The 20,850-nt window shown below is 58.1% G+C and carries 23 protein-coding genes; 15 read left to right on the forward strand and 8 right to left on the reverse strand.

Annotated features, from left to right (window positions below; all coding sequences use genetic code 11):
- Positions 1-34 precede the first annotated feature (34 nt).
- The 6 genes from HKD40_RS10135 (at position 35) to HKD40_RS10160 (ending at position 5,447) form a co-directional block, all read left to right on the forward strand.
- Entirely contained in the window at positions 35-820 is a 786-nt protein-coding gene (locus tag HKD40_RS10135; RefSeq protein ID WP_169195639.1) for an SDR family oxidoreductase, read from the forward strand.
- A complete protein-coding gene (gene uvrC / locus HKD40_RS10140) occupies positions 817-2,694 on the forward strand; it encodes an excinuclease ABC subunit UvrC (RefSeq protein WP_169195640.1) in 1,878 nt (625 codons plus the stop codon). Before HKD40_RS10135 ends, uvrC begins: the two co-directional genes overlap by 4 nt.
- A gap of 246 nt (positions 2,695-2,940) precedes the next feature.
- Positions 2,941-4,014, forward strand: a complete 1,074-nt coding sequence (locus HKD40_RS10145) for a 3-deoxy-7-phosphoheptulonate synthase (RefSeq protein WP_169195641.1) — start codon at positions 2,941-2,943, stop codon at positions 4,012-4,014.
- A gap of 165 nt (positions 4,015-4,179) precedes the next feature.
- Complete coding sequence (gene pgsA, locus HKD40_RS10150) at positions 4,180-4,749, forward strand: CDP-diacylglycerol--glycerol-3-phosphate 3-phosphatidyltransferase (protein ID WP_169195642.1); 570 nt, start codon at positions 4,180-4,182, stop codon at positions 4,747-4,749.
- Positions 4,746-4,997, forward strand: a complete 252-nt coding sequence (locus HKD40_RS10155; RefSeq protein ID WP_169195643.1) for a MoaD/ThiS family protein — start codon at positions 4,746-4,748, stop codon at positions 4,995-4,997. Before pgsA ends, HKD40_RS10155 begins: the two co-directional genes overlap by 4 nt.
- A gap of 3 nt (positions 4,998-5,000) precedes the next feature.
- A complete protein-coding gene (locus tag HKD40_RS10160; protein WP_169195644.1) occupies positions 5,001-5,447 on the forward strand; it encodes a molybdenum cofactor biosynthesis protein MoaE in 447 nt (148 codons plus the stop codon).
- 67 nt (positions 5,448-5,514) lie between these two features.
- Here the strand turns inward: HKD40_RS10160 and HKD40_RS10165 are convergent, their stop codons facing one another.
- Positions 5,515-6,408, reverse strand: coding sequence for a branched-chain amino acid aminotransferase (locus tag HKD40_RS10165; RefSeq protein WP_169195645.1), 894 nt, complete (start codon positions 6,406-6,408; stop codon positions 5,515-5,517).
- Between the two features lie 136 nt (positions 6,409-6,544).
- Between HKD40_RS10165 and HKD40_RS10170 the strand changes: the two genes are divergently transcribed.
- Positions 6,545-7,066 (forward strand): MarR family transcriptional regulator, encoded by a 522-nt coding sequence (locus HKD40_RS10170; RefSeq protein WP_349236552.1) that lies wholly within the window; start codon positions 6,545-6,547, stop codon positions 7,064-7,066.
- A gap of 63 nt (positions 7,067-7,129) precedes the next feature.
- Here the strand turns inward: HKD40_RS10170 and proC are convergent, their stop codons facing one another.
- From proC to HKD40_RS10185, 3 genes are all read right to left on the reverse strand, one after another.
- Positions 7,130-7,951 carry a pyrroline-5-carboxylate reductase gene (gene proC, locus HKD40_RS10175; RefSeq protein ID WP_169195646.1) on the reverse strand — a complete coding sequence of 274 codons (822 nt, stop codon included), beginning with the start codon at positions 7,949-7,951 and terminating at the stop codon, positions 7,130-7,132.
- The gene (locus HKD40_RS10180) at positions 7,951-8,451 is read right to left on the reverse strand and encodes a YbjN domain-containing protein (protein WP_169195647.1); all 501 of its coding nucleotides are present in this window, start codon (positions 8,449-8,451) and stop codon (positions 7,951-7,953) included. Before HKD40_RS10180 ends, proC begins: the two co-directional genes overlap by 1 nt.
- A 330-nt stretch (positions 8,452-8,781) precedes the next feature.
- A complete protein-coding gene (locus HKD40_RS10185) occupies positions 8,782-9,027 on the reverse strand; it encodes an accessory factor UbiK family protein (RefSeq protein WP_169195648.1) in 246 nt (81 codons plus the stop codon).
- A 195-nt stretch (positions 9,028-9,222) separates the two neighbouring features.
- Between HKD40_RS10185 and lgt the strand changes: the two genes are divergently transcribed.
- From lgt to HKD40_RS10205, 4 genes are all read left to right on the forward strand, one after another.
- A complete protein-coding gene (gene lgt, locus HKD40_RS10190) occupies positions 9,223-10,047 on the forward strand; it encodes a prolipoprotein diacylglyceryl transferase (protein ID WP_169195649.1) in 825 nt (274 codons plus the stop codon).
- Positions 10,048-10,080: 33 nt separating this feature from the next.
- Positions 10,081-11,160, forward strand: a complete 1,080-nt coding sequence (locus tag HKD40_RS10195; protein WP_248306519.1) for an SAM-dependent methyltransferase — start codon at positions 10,081-10,083, stop codon at positions 11,158-11,160.
- Complete coding sequence (gene pgeF / locus HKD40_RS10200; RefSeq protein WP_199368528.1) at positions 11,157-11,921, forward strand: peptidoglycan editing factor PgeF; 765 nt, start codon at positions 11,157-11,159, stop codon at positions 11,919-11,921. The genes HKD40_RS10195 and pgeF overlap by 4 nt, the downstream gene beginning before the upstream one ends.
- 115 nt (positions 11,922-12,036) lie before the next feature.
- Positions 12,037-12,969 (forward strand): ribose-phosphate pyrophosphokinase, encoded by a 933-nt coding sequence (locus HKD40_RS10205; RefSeq protein WP_169195650.1) that lies wholly within the window; start codon positions 12,037-12,039, stop codon positions 12,967-12,969.
- A gap of 72 nt (positions 12,970-13,041) precedes the next feature.
- Here the strand turns inward: HKD40_RS10205 and HKD40_RS10210 are convergent, their stop codons facing one another.
- Positions 13,042-13,473 carry a hypothetical protein gene (locus tag HKD40_RS10210; RefSeq protein WP_169195651.1) on the reverse strand — a complete coding sequence of 144 codons (432 nt, stop codon included), beginning with the start codon at positions 13,471-13,473 and terminating at the stop codon, positions 13,042-13,044.
- 241 nt (positions 13,474-13,714) lie between these two features.
- On the opposite strand from HKD40_RS10210, the gene HKD40_RS10215 reads away from it, so the two are divergent.
- Positions 13,715-14,308, forward strand: coding sequence for a 50S ribosomal protein L25/general stress protein Ctc (locus tag HKD40_RS10215; RefSeq protein ID WP_169195652.1), 594 nt, complete (start codon positions 13,715-13,717; stop codon positions 14,306-14,308).
- Between the two features lie 71 nt (positions 14,309-14,379).
- Positions 14,380-15,111 carry an aminoacyl-tRNA hydrolase gene (pth, locus tag HKD40_RS10220; RefSeq protein WP_169195653.1) on the forward strand — a complete coding sequence of 244 codons (732 nt, stop codon included), beginning with the start codon at positions 14,380-14,382 and terminating at the stop codon, positions 15,109-15,111.
- 232 nt (positions 15,112-15,343) lie between these two features.
- On the opposite strand, the gene HKD40_RS10225 is transcribed toward pth, so the two are convergent.
- The 3 genes from HKD40_RS10225 to ychF form a co-directional block, all read right to left on the reverse strand.
- A complete protein-coding gene (locus tag HKD40_RS10225; protein ID WP_169195654.1) occupies positions 15,344-16,690 on the reverse strand; it encodes an alpha-glucosidase/alpha-galactosidase in 1,347 nt (448 codons plus the stop codon).
- A gap of 172 nt (positions 16,691-16,862) precedes the next feature.
- The gene (locus HKD40_RS10230) at positions 16,863-18,338 is read right to left on the reverse strand and encodes a multicopper oxidase family protein (protein ID WP_169195655.1); all 1,476 of its coding nucleotides are present in this window, start codon (positions 18,336-18,338) and stop codon (positions 16,863-16,865) included.
- Between the two features lie 167 nt (positions 18,339-18,505).
- A complete protein-coding gene (gene ychF / locus HKD40_RS10235; RefSeq protein ID WP_169195656.1) occupies positions 18,506-19,603 on the reverse strand; it encodes a redox-regulated ATPase YchF in 1,098 nt (365 codons plus the stop codon).
- 196 nt (positions 19,604-19,799) lie between these two features.
- Between ychF and HKD40_RS10240 the strand changes: the two genes are divergently transcribed.
- Entirely contained in the window at positions 19,800-20,279 is a 480-nt protein-coding gene (locus HKD40_RS10240) for a MaoC family dehydratase (RefSeq protein WP_169195657.1), read from the forward strand.
- On the forward strand, positions 20,276-20,833 hold the full coding sequence (locus tag HKD40_RS10245) for a MaoC family dehydratase (RefSeq protein WP_169195658.1): 558 nt from the start codon (positions 20,276-20,278) through the stop codon (positions 20,831-20,833). Before HKD40_RS10240 ends, HKD40_RS10245 begins: the two co-directional genes overlap by 4 nt.
- Positions 20,834-20,850 lie beyond the last annotated feature (17 nt).

Below are 20,850 nucleotides of genomic sequence, written 5' to 3' on the forward strand. Positions count from 1 at the left end.
AACTGAATCGCCGATCCGACCTATTGTGCCGTTGATGTCAAACACACCCGCTGCTTCGCTCTCGCAAAATCCCGTCGCCTTGGTCACCGGTGCCAATGATCGCATTGGCGCGTGTCTGGCCAAAACACTCGCCGCGTCAGGCTATGCCGTCATCGTGCATTACCGTTCTGATCCGGAGGGAGCCAATCGCGTTAAGTCGGAGATTGTCGCCGCCGGCGGTCGTGCCGAAGTTCTGCAGGCCAATCTCGCCGATCGCGCTCAGCGCAGCCATGTGATCGCCAAGGCAGGCGAACCCTTTGGCCCGCTGACCTTGCTCATCAACAACGCATCGATTTTCGAACGCGATAGTATTTTCGACGTGTCTGAAGAGCTTTGGGACAAGCATTTCGCCATCCACGCCGAAGTGCCCGTCTTTCTCTCGCGCGACTTTGCCGCCCAACTGCCCGCCGGGACATCGGGCAATATCATCAACATTCTTGATGAGCGCGTGCTCCACCCGACCCCGGGCTATTTCAGCTATTACCTCTCCAAAGCGGTTCTCTGGACGGCCACGCAGACCATGGCGCAAAGCTTGGCTCCCGCCATTCGCGTCAACGCCATCGGCCCCGGCCCCGTCCTCCCTAATGCCCGCCAGACACAAGCCGAGTTTGAAGAATCGCTCTTGCGCCTTCCCCTTCACACCAGCGCTGGCCCCCAAGAAATCGCTGAAGGGGTGCTCGCGATCCTCTCGATGCGCTCCTACACCGGTCAAATGCTGGCTCTCGATGGCGGCGAACACTTAAGCTACCTGCCCGAAAGTGGGCTCACGCGACGCAAATGAGCACCGACCAGACACCTCAGGCGGGCCCGGAAGTCATCAAGGCTTTCGTGCGCACGCTACCTTCTGCACCCGGCGTCTATCGCATGCTCGATGCCGAAGGCGCCGTCATGTATGTGGGCAAAGCGCGCTCGCTAAAGTCGCGCGTCACCAATTACACGCGGCCTGAGGCCCTGCCCGTTCGTCTGCAGCGCATGATCGCCGCGACCGTCAGCATGGAGTTCGTCCGCACCGAAACCGAGTCTGAGGCCCTTCTGCTTGAAGCCAATATGGTCAAGCGCCTGCGCCCTCGGTACAACGTGCTGCTGCGCGACGATAAAAGCTTCCCCTACATCATGATCGCCACCGATCACGAAGCGCCCGAGCTCACCAAACACCGCGGGGCCAGACGCCGGAAGGGGCACTACTTTGGCCCATTTGCCTCGGCCAGCGCTGTTAACCGCACCATAGCCAGTCTTCAGCGCGCCTTTTTGCTGCGCAATTGCTCTGACAGTTTTTACGCCGGGCGCACACGTCCGTGCCTGCAATACCAAATCAAGCGCTGCGCCGGTCCCTGCACTCGTGAAATCAGCCTTGAGGGCTATGCCGGCCTCGTTGAGGACGCGCGCCTTTTTCTCACCGGCAAGTCACGCGCCGTGCAGGACCACTTGCAAAAAGACATGGCGCAAGCCGCCGAAGACCTCGATTTTGAGCGCGCCGCCGTCATCCGCGACCGCTTATCGGCCTTGGCCCTTATCCAGTCGCAGGGCGACTCGACGGCGCAATCGGTCGAAGAAGCTGACGTCTTTGCCATCCACCATGAAGGTGGCCAGTTCTGCGTGCAGGTGTTCTTCTTCCGCGCATTCCAAAACTGGGGCAATTATCCTTACCGCCCCAAGGCCGACATCACCCTCACGGACGAGGAAGTGTTGGAGAGCTTCCTCATCCAATTCTACGAGGACCGCCCGCCGCCGCGACTGATCCTGCTCAGCCACAATTTGGCCGAAACAGAACTGCTCGAAGAAGCTCTCGCCACGCGTGCGGGCCGCAAGGTTCGTATCGAAGTGCCGCAGCGCGGCGAGAAAAAAGATCTCGTCAATCACGCGCTGCAAAACGCCAAGGAAGCCCTCAGCCGTCAACTTGCCGAGGGTGCCTCAAACCGCAGCCTGCTCGAAGGCGTGGCTGAAGCCTTTGGTCTTGAGCGCGTGCCTCGCCGCATCGAAACCTATGACAATTCCCATATTTCGGGCACCAATCAGGTGGGTGCTATGGTGGTTGCGGGTGAAGACGGCTTTTCCAAAAAGCACTATCGCACCTTCAACATCAAATCCGACATCGCGCCGGGCGACGACTTTGGCATGATGCGCGAAGTGCTCACCCGCCGCTTCTCTCGGCTCGCTGTTGAAAGTGAAACAGACGCTGAAGACGATGCCACTGGCATGCCAGATTGGCCCGATGTGGTCTTCATCGACGGTGGTGCAGGCCAGCTGAACGCCGTCAAGGAAGTGATCGCTACGCTCAACCTGCCCAAGGAAGTGACCTTCATTGGCATCGCCAAGGGCGAAGACCGCGACGCCGGGCGCGAAAAATTCCACATGGAAGGTCGCGAGGCTTTCATGCTGCCCCACCGCGATCCGGTCCTCTACTATGTGCAGCGTATCCGCGACGAAGCCCACCGCTTCGCCATCGGGACTCACCGCGCCAAGCGCAAGAAAGATCAGATCAAAAATCCGCTCGACGAAATCGACGGAATTGGTCCCACCCGCAAGCGTGCCTTGCTCAATCATTTCGGCTCGGCCAAGGCAGTTTCCCGCGCATCGCTTGCAGATTTACAAGCCGTTCCAACGATTTCTGCCGCCATCGCCCAGCTGGTTTACGACCATTTCAACCAGGCCTAGGCCTTATACCAAAGCCGTAATCAGGCGCGGCGTTTAGGACTCGACAAACCCGCCGCGCCTCATCTACAAATTGTGCCATGATCAACGCAGCAACCTTTTACTGGTACTTTAGCTATCCGCTCCCGGCGGAGGCTATCGCGCGCGCATCCTGATCAGACAAAATCAGTAAGCAAATCGCAAGCCAGCCGCCCGAACCCGAGGCGGCTTTTTTCTTGGCCGCCTTGATACAAAATCAAGAGACGCCAAATGCTTAAATCGACTGACGACCTTCGCATCACCAATATCCAGCCGCTGACCACCCCAATTGAGGTTATGCGCCAGCATCCGCGCACCGACGCGGCCACGCGCACCGTTCTCGCGGCCCGTCACGACTTCCACAACATCCTGACCGGTCAAGACGACCGTTTGGCTGTTGTTGTTGGCCCCTGCTCGATCCATGATCCCAAGGCCGCGATTGAATACGCAAAGCTGCTCGCTCCTCTGCGTGAGAAGCTCGGCGATCGTCTCGAAATCATCATGCGTGTCTATTTCGAAAAGCCGCGTACCACTGTGGGCTGGAAGGGTCTGATCAACGATCCAGACCTCGACGGTAGCTTCAACATCAATCAGGGCCTGCACACCGCCCGCGCGCTGCTTCTCGAAGTAAACAACCTCGGCCTGCCCGCCGCTTGCGAATTCCTCGACATGACCACCCCGCAATACATTGCGGACCTGGTGTCCTGGGCTGCAATCGGTGCACGCACCACAGAAAGCCAGATCCACCGCGAACTGTCGTCCGGCCTCTCCTGCCCCGTCGGCTTCAAGAACGGCACCGATGGTAACGTCAAGATCGCGCTCGACGCTGTGCTCTCCGCCTCCCAGCCACACCATTTCCTGGCCGTGACCAAGGACGGCCGTTCCGCCATCGCAGCAACTGCTGGCAACGAAGACTGCCACATCATTCTACGCGGCGGCAAAACCACCAATTACGATGCTGACAGCGTCAACGCTGCCGCAGAGCTGGCTAAGAAGAACGGCGTCAACCCGGCGATCATGATCGACGCGAGCCACGCCAATTCCTCTAAGAAGCCAGAAAACCAGCCACTGGTTCTCGGCGAGATCGGCACGCAGGTCGCCTCCGGCGACAAGCGCATCATCGGTGTGATGATCGAGTCCAACCTCGTCGCTGGCCGTCAGGATTTGGTTGAAGGTCAGGACCTCGTCTACGGCCAGTCGATCACCGACGGCTGCATTGATTGGGCAACCACCGTCACCACCCTCGAAGCACTGGCCGAATCCGTCACCCAGCGCCGCGCCATCAACTCCCAAGCCGTGGCATAAGCGCCTCGTAGAGGCCCCCTCACCCCAAAAACGCGATCCCATCCCTCCCCCTACCAGGGGGAGGCTAGGTGGGGGTGGCGCAACAGCCCCAACCTCCCCCACATCCCAGTGCCCAAACGCACCTCTCCCCTTGACCCCCGACGCCGAACCCTGTTCTCTCGCGCCATGGCACAGAACCCGCTCTTCCTCGTCCCCAACATCATCACCATTGCCCGCATTCTGGCGATCATTCCCATTGTTGCGCTGGTGATGAGCGGCGACCCGACGCTCCGCTGGGTGGCCCTTGTCCTTTATGTCGTTGCCGCCGCCAGCGATTGGCTGGACGGCTATCTGGCCCGCGCGTGGAACCAGTATTCCGACCTTGGCCGCATGCTCGACCCCATTGCCGACAAGCTCTTGGTCAATATCCTCATTGCAGCTCTGGCATGGGACGGCAGCCTCAGCGGCCTCGACATGATCCCGGCCATTGCCATCATTTTCCGCGAAACCTTCATTCCGGGTCTGCGCGAGTTCTTGGGCAATACCGCCGTCGTCCTGCCCGTCAGCCAGCTCGCCAAATGGAAAACGACGATACAGCTCGTCGCCCTCGCAGCCGTTCTGTTCGCAGGAAACGTTCCGCAAGCTGAAATCGTCGCCAGCCTTCTCCTCTGGGCCGCAGGCGTCATCACGCTCCTCACCGGCTGGAATTATCTGCGCGCCTCCTGGCCGCATCTTTCCGGCATCGGCAGAAAATGAAAATTCTCTACTTTGCTTGGCTGCGCGAGCGCCTCAATCGCGCCAGCGATGAGGTGTCTCCGCCTGCAGAGGTGGTGACACTCAACGATCTCATCGCTTGGCTCCGCGCCAATGACGAAGTGCTCGACCACGCTATGCAAAATACCAAAATTTTCAAACTCGCCCGCGATGCCAAAATAGCGGCTTGGGATACACCCATCGGCGATGCCAAAGAAATCGCCATCCTCCCGCCCATGACAGGCGGCTAAAGCATGATCCGCGTCACCACCGAAGCCTTCGATCAAGGCGCAGAGGCAAATGCCTTCATTGGCCGACACACTGAGGCGGGCGCACTCGTCACCTTCACCGGCCTTGTTCGCTCTCTGCCGTCAGACCCGATCTCGGCCCTGATCCTAGAGTGCTACGAGGAACTGGCCCTCAACCAACTTACCGCCATTCGTGACGCAGCGATCACTCGCTTCGCCCTCACCGACGCGGCCATCATCCATCGCTACGGACGCCTGGTTCCGGGCGAAACCATCATGATGGTCATGACGCTCGCGCCCCACCGTCAGGCCGCCTTCGATGGCGCGCAATTTTTGATGGACTACCTCAAAACCGACGCGCCCTTTTGGAAACAGGAAGAAACCGCGTCGGGCCTGCGCTGGGTCGACGCCAAATCAACCGACGACACCGCGCGCGATCGCTGGCAGGGCTAAAGCCCCCTTCCCGCCAAACAAAAACGCCCACCTTGCGGCGGGCGTTTTCAATTTCATTCAGCGCTACTTATTCAGCAGCAGCAGCCTTGGCCGGGTGGCTAGCAGCAGTGTAGAGCTCGATCAGCTCACGGCAGCCATTGCCCGGGGTAAAGCGATATTCGCCAACTTCCGAAACCGGGGTCACTTCTGCAGCCGTACCGGTGAGGAAGCACTCGTCAAACTCAGCCAGTTCTTCCGGCTGCATATGACGTTCGGTGACAGTGTAACCTGCGTCCTTGGCGAGCTGGATAACGGTCTGACGTGTAATGCCGTTCAGAATGCAATCCGGTGTCGGGGTGACGATGTTCTTGCCCTTGATGAAGAACACGTTCGCGCCGGTCGCTTCAGCGACATAACCGCGATAGTCCAGCATCAGCGCGTCAGCATAACCATTGGCCATGGCCGCATCCTTCGAGAGGGTGCAGATCATGTAGAGGCCAGCGGCCTTAGCCGTGTGTGGAATGGTTGCGGGATCAGGACGGCGCCACTTCGACCACTCAAGGCGAATGCCCTTGAGCTTTTCTTCGGTCGAGAAATAGCTCGGCCAAACCCAAGCCGCGATTGCGACGTGGACCTTGTTGTTGCGCGCTGGAACCGAAAGTTCCTCAGAGCCGCGCCAGACAACTGGACGCAGATACGCGTCGGTCAGGCCGTTCTTGTCAAGAACGAGGCGCTTAGCTGCTTCAATTTCTTCTGCCGAGTATGGCAGCTGCATATCGAGCGTTGCTGCCGAACGGATAAGACGCTCAGTATGCTCTGCAGACTTGAAGATTTCGCCGCCGTAGCAACGCTCGCCTTCAAACACCGAGCTCGCGTAATGAAGCCCGTGCGTCAGCACGTGAATCTTTGCGTCCTTCCAAGGCTTGAGTTCGCCGTCAAACCAGATCCAGCCTTCGCGCTGGTCCATTGGCACGCCTGCCATAGTTCCTACTCCGCAGATTTATGAGCAGCCATCCTCTTGGGTGGCCATTGCCGCCGATCATGCATAAGGGACATGCCCTTGGCAAACCCGAACACCTTTGGGATAAGACCAAGTGGAAGGCGACAGTGGAGAAACTATGCCTGCGGACGTAAACAATGTCAACAAGGCTGACATAAATTCAGCAACGCTGGAGCATGCTGACCTGCCGCTCGACATCATGGGGCTTTTCTTTTTTGCCTACAGGGACTTCACTGCCGACGCGGATGCGGTCTTGGAGCGTCAGGAATTCGGCCGCGCTCACCACCGCGTGCTTTATTTTGTAAATTTACGTCCAGGCATGTCGGTAGCCGATCTTCTCGACATCTTGAAAATCACCAAGCAGAGTCTCGCCCGCGTGCTGCGACAACTGGTGGATAACGGTTATATCGAGCAACGCACCGGACAATCGGATCGTCGCCAACGCCTGCTTTACGCCACGGACAAGGGCCGCGAGTTTTTCGCAGTGCTGTCTTCGACTCAGGCGAGCCGCATTAAATCCTCTATCGCGGCCCTCCCCCCTGACGCTGCCGACATCGTCCGTAAGTTTCTCGTTGGCATGGTCGACACCGAAGATCACCGTAAGCTCGACCAGCTCAGCCTCACGACAAAACTCAAGTAAAATGGCCCCCAAGCACTGTGCTTGGAGGCCATCGCTTATCTCTGTCTCTCGCTGGTTGCGGGCTTAGCCGCGGCCCAGCTCTTCGCTGCGCAGCTTTGCCGCTCCCACGGCCCGCTCCATCAGCGGCGTCAGACCGTCGTCGGCCATCAGCACATTGAGCGCCGCAAAAGTGGTGCCGTTCGGCGAGGTCACGTTCTGGCGCAACACGCTGGCCGGTGCCGGGTCGGCCTCCATCAACGCTGCCGAACCAATCACGGTCTGGCGCGCCAGTTTCATGGCGATGTGCTCAGGAAGCCCCTGCGCCACACCAGCTGCCGCCATAGCCTCAACCATATTGAACACATAGGCCGGGCCTGAACCCGAAACCGCGGTAACGATGTCGAGGTCGCCTTCCTTGTCGAACCACAGGACCATGCCTGCAGCCGCCAACAGCGCATCAGCCGCAGCGCGATCCTCAACGGAAGCGCCCGACCCTGCGACTGCGCCCGTCACACCCTTGCCCAACTGAGCCGGGGTATTGGGCATAGTGCGCACCACACGGTCTGTCCCCAAACCCGCCGACAGCTTTTCAATCGAAATACCGGCGGCAATGGAGAGAACCAGCGTATGTGAACCAATCACGGGCGCGAGGCTGTCCATCACGGGCCCGATCACTTGCGGTTTAACCGCCAGAACCAACACATTTGGCTGAAGACCAAAGGCTTCTTTATTGACGACAATGCCATTGTCCGCCGCCAAAGCCAGCGCTTGCTCGCTGGGGTTGGGATCAACCAACACCAGGTTCGACGCCGGAAATCCAGCCCCGAGCCAGCCTTCCGCCAGTGCCAAGCCCATCTTGCCGGCACCAACCAGCATGACCGGACCCAAATTTTGCAAATTCGTCATCAGGCTTCGCCTACCGTCTCAAACATCACATGGCTCAGAGCGTCTGCGGCTGATTTGCCAGCCCACACGACGAACTGGAACGCCTGATAATACAGATCGCAGGATTCGCTGGCCGAACGAAGCAGCGCTTCACACTGCTGGGGCGACACATCCGCGCCACCGGTGAGCAGGTGCGAATTCCGGAACAAGACGACGCCTTCCTTGTGCCAAGCGTCGAAGTGGCCAATCCAAAGTTGTTCGTTGATGAGGCTGATCAGTTGTTTGATTTCAGCGCGCCGCGCTTCGGGAACTTTCAAGTCAAAGGCACAGGCAATGTGCAGACTTTCCAGATCCTGCATCCAGTTGAACGACACATGATAGTCGCTCCACCCTCCGCGTACTGAAATAGAAATCTCGTCCGCGTCCTGACGTTCAAACGTCCAGTCGTTGATCGAAGCGATGTGCTCGACTAGGTCCACCGGGTGGGACATCCGATCGGGCTCGAATTCAATCAGAGACATGAAGTTCCGTCCTCACAAAGGGCGTTGTCATGGCGCAGCATTTGCTGCGCGTTCTGGATGCGCGTGAAGGAACTTGATCGCCGCAACCGCGACTTACGAATCGTCCTCCTAAGCAAACCCTACACTGAGCATTTGATTCAGGGCACGCGGGCCAACCGCCGAACGCCAATCTCTTGTGGATGATCCTTGGTCTTTAAGTATTAACGAGGGTTTAACAGAAATTGTGCACACCGTTTCATAATGGTGCACTTTCATCGCCCAGGAACAATTCCCAATAAAAAAGGCGCCACGTTACCGCAGCGCCTTCGCATGATCATCAATCCGCTATTGTTAAGCGGACTTACCGCGCAACTCAGCCAGTTCCTTGCGCAGAGCGTCAATTTCTTCGCCCTGCACCTGAACCAGCTCGCGCAGCGCGTCGAAATCTTCGCGCTTCACCAGGTCCATATCATTGACGATGCGCTGAGCTTGGGTCTTCACCACGGTTTCGACCTCGCGGCGAACGCCGTCAGCGACGCCAGCAGCTTCGTTCATCACACGACCCAGCCCGTCGAATAGCTTGTTGTTCTGGTTCATACTGTGTCCGTTCCCATTGGGGCATTGTTTGCATTTACTTAAGCCACCTAGGACCTAAAAACCAGAGTACCCAAGCAAAGCCCTTTGACGTGCTCAACGTCACAGGGATTGAATGGCTCCAACCGACGCGCTACCTCAGGCACTCTATTGCCACGATTGCTTGGCAAGTTTCGGTCGAACCTCGGAGAACCATCGGTGCCCTTCCCCAATATCGACCCGATCGCCATTGCTATCGGCCCTATCGCTATCCGTTGGTATGCACTGGCCTATCTCTTTGGTGTTTTCCTAGGCGCGGCCTATGGCTATTCCCTGCTCAAGAACACGCGGCTCTGGCACCGCGGCAATCCCCCCTTTGAAGCCAAAGACATTTGGGATTTCGCCTTCTGGGCCATGCTGTCCATCGTTATCGGCGGCCGCGTTGGTTATGTGCTGTTCTACAACTGGGGATATTACAGCCAGAACCCGCTGGAGATGATCAACACGCTCGATGGCGGCATGTCCTACCACGGCGGCATGGCAGGCCTGATGATCGCTGCCATCTTCTTCACGCGCTCCAAAGGCGGCAATTGGCTGTCGAGCCTTGATCTCCTCGGCGCAGTGGCCACCATTGGTATTTTCCTTGGCCGCGTCTCCAACTTCATCAATTCCGAGCTTTATGGCGCACCCACCAATTTGCCCTGGGGCGTGGTCTTCCCGACCGACCCGATGCAAGTGCCCCGTCACCCAAGCCAGCTTTATGAAGCCCTGCTCGAAGGCCTCCTGCTCTTCATCATCATCCGCATCGTCACCCATATCTTTTATGGGCTGCGCAAGCCGGGCCTCGTCGCTGGCATTTTCGCCATTGGCTATGCGCTGGCGCGCTCCTTTGTCGAATTCATCCGCCTGCCGGATGCGCAATTGGGCTATCTCAACGGCGAATGGCTCACCATGGGCCAGCTTCTCAGCCTTCCCATTCTCCTCGGCGGCATCGCTCTGGTGGTCTACGCGCTGACCCGGCGCCAAGACCCCATCCGCCCATAATCCTCTTTCTCTAGTGCAAGCGAGACGTTCAACGTGAACCAAGCCCCCACGCTTGAGCAGCAGATCGAATTCCAGATCCGCACCTCCGGTCCCATGTCGGTCGCGACTTACATGGGGCTTTGCCTCACGCACCCGAGCAAAGGCTATTACAAAAACCATGACCCATTCGGCGCCAAAGGTGACTTCATCACCGCGCCGGAAATCTCGCAGATGTTCGGCGAGTTGATCGGCTTCTGGGTGGTCAATCTCTGGCAGCAGATGAACGAGCCCAAGACGTTCACCCTGCTCGAACTCGGCCCCGGTCGCGGCACGCTGATGAGCGACGTCTTGCGCGTTGCCTGCCGCGCCCCCGGTTTCCGAGATGCGCTCGACCTGCGCCTTTTTGAAACCAGCCCTGCCCTTGTGGCCGAGCAAAAAGCGCGCCTCGAAGCTTACGATCCCAAATGGCTCGAGAACTTTGAAAATGTCGGTTCCGGCCCGATCATCATTCTTGCGAACGAATTTTTTGACGCCTTGCCGATCCGTCAGTTCGTCCGCAAAGAAAACGGCTGGCATGAGCGTCAAATCGGGCTTGATGGCGACAAGCGCGTCTTCGGCCTCTCGCCCACACCCATTCCGCCCATGTCCATGCCGCCCGGCGTGGCCGACGCCGCGATCGATGAAATCCTCGAATTCTGCTTCGGTGGCGCGCAACTCATGAGCCGCTTGAGCCAGCTGGTGAGCCGTCAGGGCGGCGCTATGCTCGCCATCGATTATGGCTACGCCCGCACCCAAACTGGTGAAACCCTGCAAGGCGTACGTCGCCATGCCTATGCCGACGTGCTTGAAGCACCCGGCGAAGTCGACCTCTCGGCTCACGTCGATTTCGAGGCGCTGGCCAGCGTTGCGCGCCAGTCTGGCCTCGCGGTCCAACCGCTCCAGACCCAAGGCGGCTTCCTCACCGACATGGGCATTAGCCACCGTGCGACGGCCCTTGCCGGGGCCAACCCCAATCTGGCGCAAGACATTCGCGCCGCCGAGCAGCGCCTCATCGGTGCCGATCAAATGGGTGAGTTGTTCAAAGTTCTTTGCGCCCACAGCCCCGGCCTGCAACCGTCAGGTTTCGGCGCATGACCCTGTCGGCAGAACACTCTCCGTCCCTTGCGTCCATGGATTGGCTCCGTCACGGCTTTTTCGGTCGCAAGGGCGGCGTCTCAACCGCCCCTTACGACAGCCTAAACGTCGGCCTCGCCGTTGACGACAATGAAGCCAGTGTTCTGGCCAACCGCCAAGCTATCGCGGTTTCATTGGGTGGTGCTCCGCTGATCGTTCTCAAGCAGACTCACTCTACGCATGTCGAGACCATCACCGCGCCCCTAACGGGCGTGGTCGAGGGCGACGCCATGGTCACCGCCACCCCCGGATTGCTTCTCGGCATTCAAACCGCCGACTGCACGCCGATCCTTTTCGCCGACCGCCAAGCGCACATCATCGGCGCCGCTCACGCTGGTTGGCGCGGTGCCGTTGAGGGCATTATCGGCAATACCATCGCTGCTATGGTTAAGCTTGGTGCGGATCCTGAGCACATTGTTGCGGCATACGGCCCCACCATTTGGGCGCAAAACTACGAGGTTGGCGACCAATTCCAGACCGATTTCCTAGCTCTGCATCCCACTGGCGACGACCTGTTTTTCACCCCAACTGGCGGAAAAGCCCACTTCGACCTACCCGGATTTGTGCAGGCACAACTAAGGGATGCAAGGGTTTCCACCATCGAGCAAGTGGGCGGCTGTACCTACGACAACCCAGACCGCTATTTCTCCCATCGCCTCGCGACCCATCAATCGCGCAAGACCGGTCGGCAAATGTCCGTAATTAGCATCTCTCTGCGATAATTTAACGACACTGGCCAAAAGTGTAGTTGTGAGTCCGAAGTTCTGCCGCTAAAGCTGCCCACGAAACTGGTTGGCCCCTGCTCCCGTGGGGCCGGTTGAGACAGGATCGCACCTCATGAAACTGGTGACTGGCAATTCCAATCGTCCATTAGCGGAAGCTGTGGCGAGCTACCTTGAGCTGCCGCTGACCGATTGCACGGTCAAGCGCTTTGCCGACAAGGAAGTCTATGTAGAAGTGCATGAGAATGTGCGCGGTGAAGACGTCTTCATCCTACAGTCGACAAGCTACCCGACCAATGACAACTTGATGGAACTGCTGATCGTGATCGATGCTCTGCGTCGCTCGTCAGCCCGTCGTATCACCGCCGTTATCCCTTATTACGGCTACGCCCGTCAGGACCGTAAATCAGCACCACGCACGCCGATTTCGGCAAAGCTGGTTGCCAACCTCATCACCGAGGCTGGTGCAAACCGCGTCCTAACGCTCGACCTGCATGCCTCGCAGATTCAGGGCTTCTTCGATATCCCAACCGACAACCTCACCGCAGCTCCGGTGATGGTGCGCGATATCAAGGATCACTACGACGTCAGCAATGTCATGATCGTGTCGCCAGACGTTGGCGGCGTGGTTCGTGCACGCAATGTGGCGAGCCGCATTGGCGTCAACCTCGCCATTGTCGACAAGCGCCGTCCCCGCGCTGGCGTGTCCGAAGTGATGAACATCATCGGCGACGTATCGGGCAAGACCTGCATTCTCATCGACGATATCGTCGATTCTGGCGGCACGCTGGTAAATGCTGCTGAAGCTCTGCTCAATGCGGGCGCCAAGGAAGTCTCCGCCTACATCACACACGGCGTATTGTCCGGCGAAGCTGACAAGCGTATCGCCGCTTCCAAGCTCAAAGAACTGGTCATCACCGACTCGATCTTTGACCCGCAAAACAGCAAGGCCGCGGCCAATATTCGCCGCATGAACATCGCTCCGCTCCTCGGCGAGGCGATTGCCCGCACCGCCAGCGAACAGTCGGTTTCGAGCCTGTTCGACTAAGATTCGAGACCTTTTCGGTCTCTATAAAGCCTTCAGACCACCAGCATGGTCTGAAGGCTTTTTCTTGCGCTCTTACGAGTTACGCAGCTCGATCGTTCCCGCTTTGGCAGCCGCACGACAATCGGCCGCGTCGTGCATGATGTCGTCCTGAATCAAAGCTGTTTCGGTCATGCCGCTGCCGCTAAAGCGCATGTCATCGCACTCACCGTCATTGGCGAACTCGCCCTCGTCGTCGCCAAAATCAATCTTGCCGTCTTCCGCGACGCCCAGAAGTGAAATCTTGCCGGCGTCATACGCGCTCTGACAGTCGGTGGCATCGGCCAGCAGATCCTCGCTGAGCAGATCGGTTGCCGTCATGCCAGCGCCAGTGAATCGTGGATCGTCGCACTCGCCATCATTAGCGTAGCTGCCACTGTCATCGCCGAAGTCGACTTGGCTCTGCGCCATCGCCGGAGTGACAGCCGCGCAAAGAACCACAGCGCACGCCAAAACTATTGATTTCATTGAACAATCCCGAGATAAATACAAACAGGGCAGACCCTATCTTCGGGATGCGAACCTATCAAATCACTTATGCCGCCCCCGTGCGTTTTCACCCGGCCAAGAGGCCCGCAAAACCACTATATTTCTTGCTCCCCGCCCCCCTTTGCGCTATAGCCGCCCCCATGAAGCGCTCGTCACCCCTGGAGGACGGGCGCGTATGGTGTTGTGTAACACCGTACACCAACCGGAATGGATGATTTCCATGGCCAATAAAGTGCTCAAGGCACAGGCGCGCGACGGAGTGGGCAAGGGGGCAGCTCGCGAAGCACGTCGTCAGGGACTTGTTCCTGCAGTTATCTACGGTGACAAGAAGGCTCCTGTCACTGTGTCCGTCTCGTTCAAGGACGCCTACAAGGCGATCTACGCAGGCGGCTTCAAGTCCCACATCCTCGACCTCGACGTTGACGGCACCATCCACCAGGTAATCCCACGCGATTACCAGCTGGACGTTGTCCGCGATATGCCACTGCATATCGACTTCCTGCGCGTTTCGGCTAAGTCGCTGATCACCGTAGAAGTTGCTGTTAAGTTCATCAACGAAGAAAAGGCTCCTGGCCTTAAGAAGGGCGGCACTCTGAACGTCGTTCGTCACGCTGTTGAACTGACCGTTCTCGCTCACAAGATCCCGGAAGAAATCACCGTTGATCTGACCGGCGCAGAAATCGGCGATTCGATCCACATCTCGGCAGTAACCCTGCCAGCTGGTGCGGTTCCGACCATCACCGACCGCGACTTCACTATCGCGACCATCGTCGCTCCTTCCGCACTGAAGTCGGAAGAAGCTGCTGCTGAATAATTTCAGTTTCTAGCTCGATGCTTTCTGAGGCGGCCTTGCGGCCGCCTCAGTCATTTGTAAGGTTTGGTTTCATGAAACTGCTCGTTGGTCTGGGCAACCCCGGCGCTCAATACTCTGGCAACCGCCACAATATCGGCTTCATGGCGATTGACGCCATTGCCCGCGCTTATGGCATTTCCGCGTGGAAAACCAAGCACTCGGGCCAATACGTCGAAGGCAATGTCGGCGGCCAGCGCGTGCTCCTCCTCAAGCCTCAAACCTTCATGAATAAGTCCGGCGACAGCGTGCAGCAGATCGCCAAATTCTTCAAAATTCCCGTCAGCGAGGTCTACGTCTTCTATGACGAGCTCGATCTCGCGCCGGGCAAAGTCCGCGTCAAAACCGGTGGCGGAAATGGCGGCCACAACGGCCTGCGCTCCATCGACCCGCAAATCGGCCTCGACTACAAGCGCATCCGTCTCGGTATCGGCCATCCCGGCAAGGAGAACGTCACGCACCACGTTCTCGGCGACTTCGCCAAGGCTGACAAAATCTGGCTTGAGCCGCTGCTCGATGAGCTGGCCCGTCAGACCCCGCTTCTCCTCAACGGCGACGACGCTGGCTTCATGAACAAGCTCGCCCTCGCGCTCAAGCCCGAAGAACCAGCCAAAGATGCCAAGCCGAAGAAACCTTCGCCAGAAGCGTCTGAAGCACCCAAAGGCCAAAGCCACATCCGCCAAGCCCGCCCAGCGGCGTCCAAGGTCGAGCTCCCCAAATCCGGCCCCATGGCCGACATGCTCAAAAAGCTTTTAGGCGGCGAGTAACCGCCCCACACCTCCCCATGAACAGGGGGAGGAGCTGCATCGAGTGGAATGTGACAAACCACTTCAGTCGCAACCCTAACCCCAAACACCGCACTGCCTCCCTCCCCCTTGAGGGGAGGGATTGAGGGTGGGGGTCTTTAGTTCGGTGCGTACTCAGCCCAAATCTCCCCACACACTCGATCCCATCCCTCCCCCGGTTCCGGGGGAGGCTAGGTGGGGGCAGCGCGGAGCCTTACCCCCGCGCCCACTCCGGCAACATGTCCCCGTGCGCCTTGAGCAGATCATCGACCAGCGACCAGATCTGATCGAGGTCGAGCTCCGCCGCCGTGTGCGGATCAAGCATCGCCGCGTGATAGATATGCTCGCGCTTCTCTTCGATCAGCGCCCGCACAGTGAGCTCCTGCACGTTGATATTGGTGCGCATCAGCGCCGCCAGCTGTGGCGGCAATTCCCCGATATAGGTTGGCTGAATGCCGTTGCTATCGACCAGACACGGCACTTCCACGGCGGCCTGGTTCGGCAGCGAGGTGATCACCCCATTGTTGCGCAGATTGCCGTAGATCACCGAGGGTTCGCCCGTCCAAACCGAGTTCACGATCGAGGACGCATATTCGTGCGACGCCTTCACACTGATCGTGTCAGCATTGCGATACTGCTCGGACGTCTTCTTCCAATTCTCGATCTGCTCAATGCAGCGCTTTGGATATTCATCCAGCGGAATGCCGAACTTTTCGATCAGGTCGTCGCGCCCGTCCTTGATGAAATACGGCGTGTATTCGGCAAAGTGCTCGGAGCTTTCGGTGACAAAATAGCCGAGACGCTTCATCATCTCATAGCGCACCTTATTGGGGCAACGCGGGTTCCAACCGGGCTTGGGCGCGCGGCCTTCTGCATAGGCGCGGTGCAGCTCCGGATAGAGGTCCTTATACGACCCGTCCGGCTGACGATGTTCAAACTTGAGATAGAAGGCCATGTGGTTGATACCGGCCGAGCGGTAGCGGATTTCCTCATAAGGAATGTCGAGATCATGGGCCAACTCATGCGCCGTGCCCTGCACCGAGTGGCACAAGCCAACCTGCTTAATCTTAGGGAATTTCTCCGCAATCGCCCAGGTATTGATCGCCATCGGGTTCACATATTGCAGCATCACCGCCTCAGGCGCGACCTGCATCATGTCTTCGCAAATGCTCCAGAGATGCGGCACCGTGCGGATGCCGCGCATGATCCCACCAACGCCCAAGGTGTCAGCTATGGTGTGGCGCAAGCCGTACTTCTTAGGCACATCAAAATCGATCACCGTCGACGGCTCAAAGCCACCGATCTGGAAGCAGACGACGACGAAATTGGTCCCCGTCAACGCCTCGCGCTGGTTCGAGTAGGTCGTCACACTCGCTGGCACACCCAGCGTTTTGACCAGCTTCCCGGCGATAATCGCGCTTTCCTCAAGACGCGTCGGATTGATGTCCATCAAGCGAATTTGCACACCGGCAAGGGCCGGACGCTGCAAAATATCGCCCACGATATTCTTCATGAACACGGACGAGCCAGCGCCGATGAACGTGATGATAGGATTAGCCATTTAGAAAATGCTCCGATAGCGGCCAGGCCGGCCCGCGGCTCCTCCCGCCGCTTTTGTCCATGCTAGCGCGACCGCATCGACTTGCAATCCGGGATTAAAAGCGAATATTCCGGCTTTCTAAGCTTTACCCATGAGACGCAAAAAAGGCGGGATCGCTCCCGCCCTTCCGATTTTATTCAACGACCTCAACAATGCCCATCATGCCGTGGTCTTCGTGGAAGAGCAGATGGCAGTGGTAGACATACTTGCCGGTAAAATCGAGGAAGCGATGACGAATGGTCAGCGACCCGTTCGGCGGAATGCCGCGCGTATCTTCCCACGAGAGAACCTCATCAACGGGCTCGCCATTCACCGCCACGACTTGGAAGTCGTTGGTGTGAATGTGGAACGGATGCCATTCGGGCGAGTCGTTGACCAACTCCCACTCCTCGAAGGCCCCGAGCGGAACCGTCTGGTCCACGCGGTTCATATCCACCTGCTGGCCGTCGATCACAAAGCGTGTGCCGCCCGGCTCGCCGCGGATCACGTCAAAGCGAATTGTCCGCTTCCGATCGACTTCTTTCCCACGCAGATCTTCCGATAGCGGCAGCAGCACTTCTGGGATCTGGTGATCGGTGACAGCATCACCCTCTTCAACCACAAGCGTTGCCAGCAGCTCATCCGGCTCATACTGGCGCGGCGAACCCAGCCACAATGTCTTGCGCAATTCAAAAGCGCCACGGAACATGTGCCCCTGCACCAGCACATCGGCGCGCGTACCCGGTTCGATCAGCAGCTGATCATGCTTGACCACACGGGTCATCGCATTACCGTCCTTGGAAATCTGATAGAGCGGATGCCCTTCCAGCCCGATCATGAGATAGGTTTCCGAGGCCGCGTTGACGAAGCGCCACCGCTGCACTTCGCCAGAGCGAATGCGCAGCGTCGGATTGATCTGCCCATTCACCGTACGCGTCTGGCGGTGCATGTCCTGATCATCTGAAGGGATGATGGAGTTGTTTTCGTCAAACTGGGTCGACTGGATGACGAGCAGCTGATCAACACGATCTTTGATCCCCTCAACCTCATCCAGCCCGCCTTCGATAATCAGCGCGCCAGCCAATCCCCCCGACACCTGCGAATAGGTCACCCCATGCACATGCGGGTGATACCAATATGTGCCCGCCATATGGTCGGCCGGAATCTTGATCTCGTAGTCGAATGTCTCACCCGGCTGGATCACGAGCATAACGTTGTCGCTATTGCCCGATGGTGACACATGCAGACCGTGCGTATGGAGGTTCGTCACATCATCGAGATCATTGATCAGCTTGATCTTGATGGTATCGCCCGGCTTGGCCATGAGCGTTGGGCCTGGATACTGCCCGTCAAAGCTCATCACCGTGGCTGTCTCTCCGTCCACATCGGCTGGCCCATAGGCTAGACGTAAGCTGGTCTCCAGCACGCCATTCACCGACCGACGCACTTCCGGGAAACGGATATCGTCACCCGTGGCCAGCGCCACAGCGCGGCTCAGAGGCTTTTCGGTAACACGCACCTCACCGCCATGATGGTGGGCGTGCTGTGCCAAGGCAGGAGCGGCAACACCGGAAGCCGCAAGCGCGCTTCCAGAAACAAGCAACTTTCGACGGCTGATCGAGACAGACATAACGGCTCCGGAAAAGATCTTACTCTGAGCACGTTAGCATAGAGCCCAGATTCGACTGCAATAGTGTTTGCAATCTAAAATCGACCCGGATGTTGCTCTCCAAAACCACCAACAAAAAAGGGGCCGCCGCAGCGACCCCTTCTCAATCTTGCAAAAATCCAAAACCCTTAGGTGTTGAACTTGAACAGCATCACGTCGCCGTCCTTGACGACATATTCCTTGCCTTCGTCGCGTGCCTTGCCCGCTTCCTTGGCGCCAGATTCACCGCCGAGTGCGATGTAGTCTTCATAGCCAATGGTCTGCGCGCGGATGAAGCCGCGTTCAAAGTCCGAGTGAATAACGCCAGCCGCAGCCGGAGCCTTGTCACCCTTATGGATGGTCCAGGCGCGCGTTTCCTTCGGACCTACGGTGAAGTAGGTCTGCAGACCCAAAAGGTCATAGGCTTCGCGGATCAAACGGTTCAGACCGGCTTCCGAAAGGCCGAGGCCTTCAAGATATTCTGCCTGTTCTTCGTCTGGAAGCTGCGCCAACTGGCTTTCGATTTCAGCCGAGATGATGACAACGCCTGCGCCATTGGCAGCAGCATAGTCTTCAACCAGCTTGCTCATCGCATTGCCCTTGTCGGCCGAACCTTCGTCTACGTTACACACGTAGAGCACGGGCTTGGACGTCAGCAGCTGCAGCTCCTGGAAGGCCTTTTCTTCTTCAGCATCGCGCTTAACAAAGCGAGCCGACTTGCCTTCGCGCAGAACAACCAGAGCGCGATCGATCAGATCGAGCGTGACCTTGGCGTCCTTGTCATTGCCCTTGGCCTTCTTTTCCACGCCAGCGCGGCGCTTCTCAAGGCTTTCAAGGTCAGCGAGCATCAACTCGGTTTCGACAACTTCGGCGTCCGCTAGTGGATCAACCTTATTGGCGACGTGGATGATGTTGCCGTCTTCAAAGCAACGCAGCACATAGGCAATCGCGTCACACTCACGGATGTTCGCGAGGAACTGGTTGCCCAGCCCTTCACCCTTGGATGCACCCTTCACGAGGCCCGCGATATCCACGAAGCTCATGCGTGCTGGCAATACGTTGATGGACTTGCCGATTTCGGCAAGCTTGTGCAGACGCACGTCCGGAACCGGCACATCACCGACGTTCGGCTCGATCGTGCAGAAAGGGAAGTTTGCAGCAGCTGCTGCGGCGGTGCGCGTAAGCGCGTTAAACAGCGTCGACTTGCCCACATTCGGCAGACCGACGATACCCATTTTGAAGCCCATTGGGATCTCCGGAAATCATTGGGTTCCAATTGGGTCGGATTGCCCCAGAAGTCAATGCGTCGGGGTGTACTCCCTGCCTGCCAAGGCCCATCACAGTGCTGAAAATGATCTCAGTGAAGCAAGTCCATCCCCAAACACCTTGCCCGTGCCCCGCACCCTATGGCAGAAGAAAACAATTGACGTATAGGGAAAGCAAATGACCAATCCAGTCATAGCTAATCGTCTCCATTTTGAAGACCTGCGCCTCGGCGAAACTATTGCGCTCGCCCCCTCGACGCTGACACGCGAGATGATCACGACTTTCGCCGCAGAGTTTGATCCTCTGCCTTTCCATTTGGATGAAGAAGCAGCTCGTCAGAGCCTGCTTGGAGGCCTTGCCTCCAGCGGCTGGCAGACGGGCGCTTTGAGCCTTCGCGCCCTCGTCGATGCGTTCCTCTCCAAAATTGCGTCGGCTGGCGGCCTCGGCTTTTCCGATCTGAAGTGGAAGGCCCCGGTCATGGTCAACGACACTATCTCGGGCGCTGTGACTATTTCCGAGCTCCGCCGCTCGCAGTCACACCCCCATTGGGGCATTGTCACCCTTGATTTCGACATTCGAAATCAAAAGAACAAGCAGGTCATGACCATGCGCCTCGCCAATCTGGTTGAGTGCCGCAATCCGGAGGTCGCGGCATGACGCGCTGGTTTGAAGAGATCAATCTGAACGAAGACTTCCCGATGGGAAGCCACACATTCACTCAAGACGAGATTGTGCGGTTCGCCTCGCTCTACGATCCGCAGTATTTCCATACCGACGCCGAAGAGGCCAAGCACAGCCATTTTGGCGGCATCATCGCCTCTGGCTGGCACACTGCATCCGTCGGCCAGCGGCTCATGGTCGATGCGCTCTTTGCCGAAGAAAAGCGCCTGATCGATGCCGGCCAGTCGCCGGGCGTCTCGGGTCCCTCCCCCGGCATTAGCTCCATGCAATACACAACGCCGGTTCGCCCCGGAGACACCATCACCTATTCGATGTACGTCAAATCCAAGCGCGTCTCCAATTCGCTGCCGGGCTGGGGCGTGCTCATCACCCATGTGTCGAGCACCAACCAGAATGGCGAAGCCGTCTATTCGGCAGAACTCGTCAGCTTCTCGAAGCTGCGCGACTACAAGATGCCGCTCAAGCTCAAACTGCTTCTTGGTCTCACCAAAGTTCCTCTGCTCAAGAGTTTGATCAAGCGCGGGTCTTGAAAGACAGAGGTCGGGTC

Origin of the sequence: Devosia sp. MC1541 (assembly GCF_012847305.1) — a bacterium.
Taxonomy (GTDB): Bacteria; Pseudomonadota; Alphaproteobacteria; order Rhizobiales; family Devosiaceae; genus Devosia.

What these genes read in the sequence shown, in the direction of transcription:
- HKD40_RS10155 (WP_169195643.1), top strand. Translation starts at nt 4,746, where the DNA reads ATGAAAATTCTCTACTTTGCTTGGCTGCGCGAGCGCCTCAATCGCGCC.
- HKD40_RS10230 (WP_169195655.1), bottom strand. Translation starts at nt 18,338, where the DNA reads ATGTCTGTCTCGATCAGCCGTCGAAAGTTGCTTGTTTCTGGAAGCGCG.
- pth (WP_169195653.1), top strand. Translation starts at nt 14,380, where the DNA reads ATGAAACTGCTCGTTGGTCTGGGCAACCCCGGCGCTCAATACTCTGGC.
- HKD40_RS10145 (WP_169195641.1), top strand. Translation starts at nt 2,941, where the DNA reads ATGCTTAAATCGACTGACGACCTTCGCATCACCAATATCCAGCCGCTG.
- proC (WP_169195646.1), bottom strand. Translation starts at nt 7,951, where the DNA reads ATGACGAATTTGCAAAATTTGGGTCCGGTCATGCTGGTTGGTGCCGGC.
- HKD40_RS10245 (WP_169195658.1), top strand. Translation starts at nt 20,276, where the DNA reads ATGACGCGCTGGTTTGAAGAGATCAATCTGAACGAAGACTTCCCGATG.
- HKD40_RS10180 (WP_169195647.1), bottom strand. Translation starts at nt 8,451, where the DNA reads ATGTCTCTGATTGAATTCGAGCCCGATCGGATGTCCCACCCGGTGGAC.
- HKD40_RS10210 (WP_169195651.1), bottom strand. Translation starts at nt 13,473, where the DNA reads ATGAAATCAATAGTTTTGGCGTGCGCTGTGGTTCTTTGCGCGGCTGTC.
- pgsA (WP_169195642.1), top strand. Translation starts at nt 4,180, where the DNA reads ATGGCACAGAACCCGCTCTTCCTCGTCCCCAACATCATCACCATTGCC.
- ychF (WP_169195656.1), bottom strand. Translation starts at nt 19,603, where the DNA reads ATGGGCTTCAAAATGGGTATCGTCGGTCTGCCGAATGTGGGCAAGTCG.
- HKD40_RS10135 (WP_169195639.1), top strand. Translation starts at nt 35, where the DNA reads ATGTCAAACACACCCGCTGCTTCGCTCTCGCAAAATCCCGTCGCCTTG.
- HKD40_RS10205 (WP_169195650.1), top strand. Translation starts at nt 12,037, where the DNA reads ATGAAACTGGTGACTGGCAATTCCAATCGTCCATTAGCGGAAGCTGTG.
- HKD40_RS10185 (WP_169195648.1), bottom strand. Translation starts at nt 9,027, where the DNA reads ATGAACCAGAACAACAAGCTATTCGACGGGCTGGGTCGTGTGATGAAC.
- uvrC (WP_169195640.1), top strand. Translation starts at nt 817, where the DNA reads ATGAGCACCGACCAGACACCTCAGGCGGGCCCGGAAGTCATCAAGGCT.
- HKD40_RS10225 (WP_169195654.1), bottom strand. Translation starts at nt 16,690, where the DNA reads ATGGCTAATCCTATCATCACGTTCATCGGCGCTGGCTCGTCCGTGTTC.
- HKD40_RS10165 (WP_169195645.1), bottom strand. Translation starts at nt 6,408, where the DNA reads ATGGCAGGCGTGCCAATGGACCAGCGCGAAGGCTGGATCTGGTTTGAC.
- HKD40_RS10240 (WP_169195657.1), top strand. Translation starts at nt 19,800, where the DNA reads ATGACCAATCCAGTCATAGCTAATCGTCTCCATTTTGAAGACCTGCGC.
- HKD40_RS10170 (WP_349236552.1), top strand. Translation starts at nt 6,545, where the DNA reads ATGCCTGCGGACGTAAACAATGTCAACAAGGCTGACATAAATTCAGCA.
- pgeF (WP_199368528.1), top strand. Translation starts at nt 11,157, where the DNA reads ATGACCCTGTCGGCAGAACACTCTCCGTCCCTTGCGTCCATGGATTGG.
- HKD40_RS10215 (WP_169195652.1), top strand. Translation starts at nt 13,715, where the DNA reads ATGGCCAATAAAGTGCTCAAGGCACAGGCGCGCGACGGAGTGGGCAAG.
- HKD40_RS10160 (WP_169195644.1), top strand. Translation starts at nt 5,001, where the DNA reads ATGATCCGCGTCACCACCGAAGCCTTCGATCAAGGCGCAGAGGCAAAT.